This window comes from Streptomyces mutomycini, assembly GCF_001700505.1.
In the GTDB taxonomy this organism is placed as follows: Bacteria; Actinomycetota; Actinomycetes; order Streptomycetales; family Streptomycetaceae; genus Streptomyces; species Streptomyces mutomycini.
The window spans coordinates 1-5,558 of the sequence record NZ_MAPV01000249.1; the positions used below are offsets into that span (position 1 = coordinate 1).

At 68.9% G+C, this 5,558-nt stretch carries 6 protein-coding genes and 1 pseudogene; 4 read left to right on the top strand and 3 right to left on the bottom strand.

Annotated elements, in window-relative coordinates:
• On the top strand, nt 1–1,468 hold a 1,468-nt coding region (locus tag BFF76_RS28390), incomplete at its 5' end, for an LCP family protein (RefSeq protein ID WP_244167359.1).
• Nucleotides 1,469–1,606: 138 nt separating this feature from the next.
• Here the strand turns inward: BFF76_RS28390 and BFF76_RS28395 are convergent.
• Nucleotides 1,607–2,155 (bottom strand): acyl-CoA thioesterase, encoded by a 549-nt coding sequence (locus BFF76_RS28395; protein WP_053929165.1) that lies wholly within the window; start codon nt 2,153–2,155, stop codon nt 1,607–1,609.
• A gap of 119 nt (nt 2,156–2,274) precedes the next feature.
• On the opposite strand from BFF76_RS28395, the gene BFF76_RS28400 reads away from it, so the two are divergent.
• Nucleotides 2,275–3,540 carry an LCP family protein gene (locus BFF76_RS28400; RefSeq protein WP_079122518.1) on the top strand — a complete coding sequence of 422 codons (1,266 nt, stop codon included), beginning with the start codon at nt 2,275–2,277 and terminating at the stop codon, nt 3,538–3,540.
• 335 nt (nt 3,541–3,875) lie between these two features.
• On the opposite strand, the gene BFF76_RS28405 is transcribed toward BFF76_RS28400, so the two are convergent.
• Nucleotides 3,876–4,085, bottom strand: coding sequence for a DUF397 domain-containing protein (locus BFF76_RS28405; protein WP_031093830.1), 210 nt, complete (start codon nt 4,083–4,085; stop codon nt 3,876–3,878).
• Complete coding sequence (locus BFF76_RS28410; protein WP_065849354.1) at nt 4,082–4,960, bottom strand: helix-turn-helix domain-containing protein; 879 nt, start codon at nt 4,958–4,960, stop codon at nt 4,082–4,084. Before BFF76_RS28410 ends, BFF76_RS28405 begins: the two co-directional genes overlap by 4 nt.
• A 163-nt stretch (nt 4,961–5,123) precedes the next feature.
• On the opposite strand from BFF76_RS28410, the gene BFF76_RS28415 reads away from it, so the two are divergent.
• On the top strand, nt 5,124–5,434 hold a 311-nt coding region (locus BFF76_RS28415; RefSeq protein ID WP_244167360.1), incomplete at its 3' end, for an ATP-binding protein.
• Nucleotides 5,435–5,436: 2 nt separating this feature from the next.
• Nucleotides 5,437–5,537 (top strand): annotated as a pseudogene (locus BFF76_RS34170) (ATP-binding protein); the annotation flags it as partial.
• Nucleotides 5,538–5,558 lie beyond the last annotated feature (21 nt).

The following is a 5,558-nucleotide window of genomic DNA, read 5'->3' on the forward strand; positions in this document are numbered from 1 at the left end:
CCCCCGCACCGCTCCCCCGCAGCGCAGACCCGCACGGCAGCCCGGATCCGACGGCCCGCGACGGAACCGGGCCGGCGGGCGGAAGCCGCCGCCCCGGTGGGGCATGCGGATCGTCACCGGGCTGTCCGTGCTGGTGCTCGGCGCCGGCGGGATCGGCCACGCGGTCGTGAGCGGTCTGGAGACGGGGATCGACCGGGTCGACCCGTTCAAGGACATGAAGAACCGTCCCCAGGGCGGTCACGGCATGAACTTCCTGCTCGTCGGCACCGACGGCCGCGACAGGATCAGCCCGGCGGAGAGGAAGAAGTACAGGCTGGGCGGCGCCCCCTGCCACTGCACCGACACCCTGATGCTCGTCCATCTCTCGGCCGACAAGCAGCGGGCCAGTGTCATCAGCCTGCCGCGCGACAGCTACGCCGAGCTCCCGGCCCACACCGACGGCACCACCGGCAAGGAGCACGCCCCGCACCCGGTGAAGCTGAACGCCGCCTATGCCGAGGGCGGGCCCCAGCTCACGGTGCGGACCGTCGAGCAGATGACGGGCGTGAAGATCGACCACTACCTGGAGGTCGACTTCACCAGCTTCATGAAGACGGTCGACACCCTGGGCGGGGTCGAGATCTGCACCGCGAAGCCGCTCAAGGACTCCTACACGGGACTGGACATGCCCGCCGGCACCCACAGGCTCGACGGCGGGCAGGCCCTTCAGTACGTACGGTCCCGGCACCTCGACGGGGCGGCCGACCTGGGCAGGATGCAGCGCCAGCAGAGGTTCATGGCCGCGCTGATCAAGCAGACGACCAGCAGCGGTGTGCTGATGAACCCGATGAAGTTCCAGCAGGTCGCCGCGTCGATGCTCGAGTCGGTCCGCGCCGACAAGGGCTTCGGCACGGAACAGATGCTGGTGCTCGGCAAGGCCATGCGCGGCTTCACCCCGGCCTCGTCCGAATTCGCCTCCGTACCCCTGGAGGAGAAGGGCTACCCGGTCAAGGGCATCGGCTCCACGGTGAAGTGGGACGCCGCGAAGTCGAAGAAGATGTTCCAGGCACTGCGCGAGGACAAGCCGCTCGCCCCGCACCGGCCGAAGCAGCCCAGGGCGACGCTCGTCGATGTGGCCCCGGAACAGATCCGGGTGCAGGTCTACAACGGGACGCCCAGGGACGGGCTCGGCCAGGACGTCGACTCCGCCCTGCGCGGCACCGGATTCAACACCACCCGCGCCCCGCTGAACGGCGGACCGCACGATCTGCGGCGGACGCTGGTCACCTACGACCCGCGCTGGGACCGGTCGGCGAAGTCCCTGGCCACCGCGCTGCCCGGATGCGAGCTCAGAGCGGTGAAGGGGCAGGGCGCGACGATGAAGGTCACGGCGGGCTCGGACTTCACGAAGGTGCGGCGGGTGAAGGCCGAGGACCCGCAGCGCGGTGAATTCGGCACGGTGACGGGCGACCAGGTGACCTGCCCGTGACAGTCCGTGGGCCGGCGTCGTCGGTGGGAGGTTACAGACATCATTGCGCCCGATATGCCCAGTTTTAGCCGTCCGTAACTTCCCACCGGCCGAATCGATCGGCGGCCGGCTGCCCCGCCGGGGATTACGGGACGGCCCTCAGTCGTCGATGCCTTCGGCGGCGCGCTGTTCGCGTAGTTCCTTGATCGCGCGCCGCCTGGCGAGGCGGTGCGTGCGGCGGATCTGGGCCTCCTGGTAGCGCCGCTTGTCGCGCTCCGTCTCCGGAGCGACCTGCGGTACGCGGCGCGGCTTGCCGTCCTCGTCGACCGCGGCGAACACCAGGTAGGCGCTGCCGACCTGCTGGGCAGGGGTGGACTCGTTCCACCGCTCGGCCATGACCCGGACGCCGACCTCCATCGAGGAGCGGCCGGTCCAGTTCACCTGGGCTCGGACGTGAACGAGGTCACCGACGCGGACCGGCTCCAGGAAGACCATCTCGTCCATCGAGGCCGTCACGGCCGGGCCGCCCGAGTGGCGGCCCGCGACCGCCCCCGCCGCGTCGTCGACCAGCTTCATGATCACGCCGCCGTGCACCGTACCCAGGAGGTTGGTGTCGTTGCCGGTCATGATGTGGCTGAGGGTGGTCCGGGAGGCCGAGGTCGGCTTGACCGGAATTTCGCCCTCCGGTATCTGGGGCTGATCTGTCATACCGTCCACCTTATGCGGGGGCTTGCACCCGGTTGCATTGCATCAGCTTCGCAACAGCCATGCCCCGATCCCCCGTACACCCTGTAAGAGGCACAGGGCGAGACGGCACACTGTTCGGCATGAGCGATTGGCCCGAAGGACGGAACGGCGGACCTGACGAGCGCTACGGGCGGGGCAGCGCGAGCCCGCGGCCCGAGAGCGCCCGCGCGATGCCGCACGTCCGGCGGCGCCCCGCGCCGCCGCAGTCCCCGCCCCGGATCCCGCCGCAGCAGGGCCAGGGCTACGACGGTTACGGCGAGGCCCCCGGCTACGACAGCGGCTACAACACGGGCCAGGTCTACGGCGGCGGTCAGGGCGGTGGCGGCCGCGGCGGTGACAGCGGTTACGTCCAGCCCCAGTACGCCCCCGACTGGGGCCGGCGGATCAAGGTCGGAGCGCTGACCCTGGTCGTGGTGCTGCTCGCCGTATCCATCGGCACGTATTTCTGGGCCGACGGCAAGCTCAAGCGCGAGGTCGACCTGTCCAAGGTCATCGACCGCCCGGGCGAGGGCGACGGCACGAACTACCTGATCGTCGGCTCCGACAGCCGCGAGGGCATGACGGCCGAGGACAAGAAGAAGCTGCACACCGGCTCCGCCGAGGGCAAGCGGACCGACTCGATGATGATCCTGCACGACGGATCCAACGGCCCGACGATGATCTCCCTGCCCCGCGACTCCAACGTCGAGATCCCCAGCTTCGTCGGCTCCGAGTCCGGCAAGAAGTTCGAGGGGACGGGCCGCACGACGAAGCTGAACGCCGCGTACGCCGAGGACGGCCCGGAGCTGCTGGTCCGCACGGTCGAGTTCAACACCGGACTGCGCATCGACCACTACGTCGAGATCGGCTTCGGCGGCTTCGCCAACATCGTGGACGCCATCGGCGGCGTCGAGATGGACATCCCCAAGGCATTCAAGGACAAGAAGTCCGGTGCCGACTTCCAGGCCGGCAAGCAGACGCTGAACGGCGAGCAGTCCCTCGCCTTCGTCCGCACCCGGTACGCCTTCGCGGGCAGCGACCTGGACCGCACGAAGAACCAGCAGAAGTTCCTCGCGGCCCTGGCCTCCCAGACGGCGACCCCGTCGACGATCCTCAACCCGTTCAAGCTCTACCCGACGATGGGCGCGGGCCTGGACACGGTGGTCGTGGACAAGGACATGTCGCTCTGGTCGCTCGGCAACATGTTCTTCGCGATGAAGGGCGTCACGGGCGGCGAGGGCACGTCGATGAACATCCCGCTCTCCGGCCAGAGCGTGAACGGCAACCTGGTCTGGGACAAGGACAAGGTCAAGCAGCTCGTGGAGCAGCTGAAGAACGACGAGAAGGTCACGGTCAAGGGCAGCTGACCGGTGCTACCCAGAAGGTCCGGACGGTCCACCGTCCGGACCTTTCTGTTTCTCCGCCCCCCGGGCCGCCGCAGCCCTCGGAGGCGTACGTCACAGAGGCGTCCCGGCTGACCGGCGTGAAGCCGGGGCGGGGGCCCGGCACGTGTTTGGAGTCGCGCGCCTGCACCACGCCGGGAGTGGACGCCGCCTCGACGCCGTCGTCGCCGTTACTGGTGTCGCTGCAGCTGTTCCGGACGAGCGAGGCGGGACCGGCCCCGGGCAACTCGCCGGACCAGGTGCGGCCGGGTCGCGGCGTCCCGCTGCCGGACTCGAACTCGGCTCGGGGCGCGAGTTGCTCAACTCCCGGCTGCGTACGCCACGAAGTCTGCCCACGCAATCGACCCGAAACCGACGTGCGGACCCGGCACGCTCTTGGAGTCGCGCACGTGCACCACACCCGGAGTGGACGCGACCTCGATGCAGTCGTTCCCGCTACTGCTGTCGCTGTAGCTGCTCTTGTACCACTCCAGCTCGGAAGCGTCTCCGACTGAGGGGCTGCGCATCATGTCTCTCCCAGAACTTGCTCGATGAAGGTCAGTGACTCCCCTGGGGCAAGGGCCTGGGCCCGGATCATGCCATACCGCAGGTCCAGGACCTGGAGACGTTTCGGATCAGAGACCGGGCGACCGTTGAACGCACCCCCTGACCGTCCTACGGCCGTGCCATCACCGAATTTCAGGACCTCGATCCCACCGCCCAGCCCAGGGTGAGACTCGCAACTGAGAGGCATGACCTGCAGGGAGACATTCCGCAACTTGGCTACCTCCAGGAGTCGTTCAAGCTGTCGACGGTGTTCCATTCTGCCTCCGATAGGCCGCCTCAACGCAGCCTCTTCCTGGACAAAACTGAGTGCTGGGGCCGGTGAGCGGTCGAAGATTGAACGGCGCGCCATACGGCCTGCCACTCCGCGCTCCACTTCATCCTGCGGGTACGACGGTTGCCGCGTCTCCAACAGCACCCGCGCATGGCCCTCAGTCTGCAACAGGCCATGGATGCCGTGGTCGGCGTACACCGCAACCTCGATTGCCCGCGCCTCCAACTTCGCCAGATCCCGCACCTTCTTCGGGTACCGGACCTCCGCCACGTCCCCCTTCATCATGGCCAGCTTCCCGCCCGCGCCCAGCACTTCATCCGCCCGGTCCAGGAACTCCGGCCGTGGAATGCGGCGTCCGCCCTCGACCTTGTAGACCAGGTCCTCCCCGTACCCGATCGCGGCTCCGAACTCGCCGGCCCGCATGCCCGCCGACTCCCGCCACGCCTTGATCTGGCGGCCCACCGCGGCGACCACCGCCACCCCCGACTCGTCGTCCGGGTCGACGTCCCAGCCGGGTTCGTCCGCTCCGCCGTCTCCGTGCTCCGCACCGACCCCGTCCACGCTCATCCGTACCCCACTTCCGACGCGCATGCCGTTCCCGCTCAACCCGGTACGTCCCCAGCACGTCACCCCGGACAGCCGGGACAGCACTGGACGAGCACGGGACAATCACCGTACGTAATGAGTCCGTCACTATTTACGGTACGCAAATACGGCCACGCTGAGTGACGTGACCCAAGAAATCACCCGAACCGAACATTCCGCTCCCACTCGGCAGTTCACCGTGCTGCTCTCTCCCACCCGCCGGGGTGCCAGGCTCGCCCGCCTGCTCACCACGGCGCACCTGGGCGACTGGGGCCTCCCCACGGAGTCGGCCGCGCACATCGTCGCGGAGCTGGCCACGAACGCCATGCTCCATGGCCGCGTGCCCGGCCGGGACTTCCAACTGAGCCTCACGGTCCACCGCGACGCGCTCCTGCGCATCGAGGTGACCGACACCCGGGGCGATCGGCTCCCTCCCGCACCCGGCACCACGACCGCNNGCGGTCTGCTGATCGTCGAGGCACTCGCCGACCGTTGGGGCACCGGCATCGGGCCCGCCCCCCGCAAGACGGTCTGGGCGGAACTCGACCTCGTACCGTGACCGTCGCCACCGGGTCGCGGG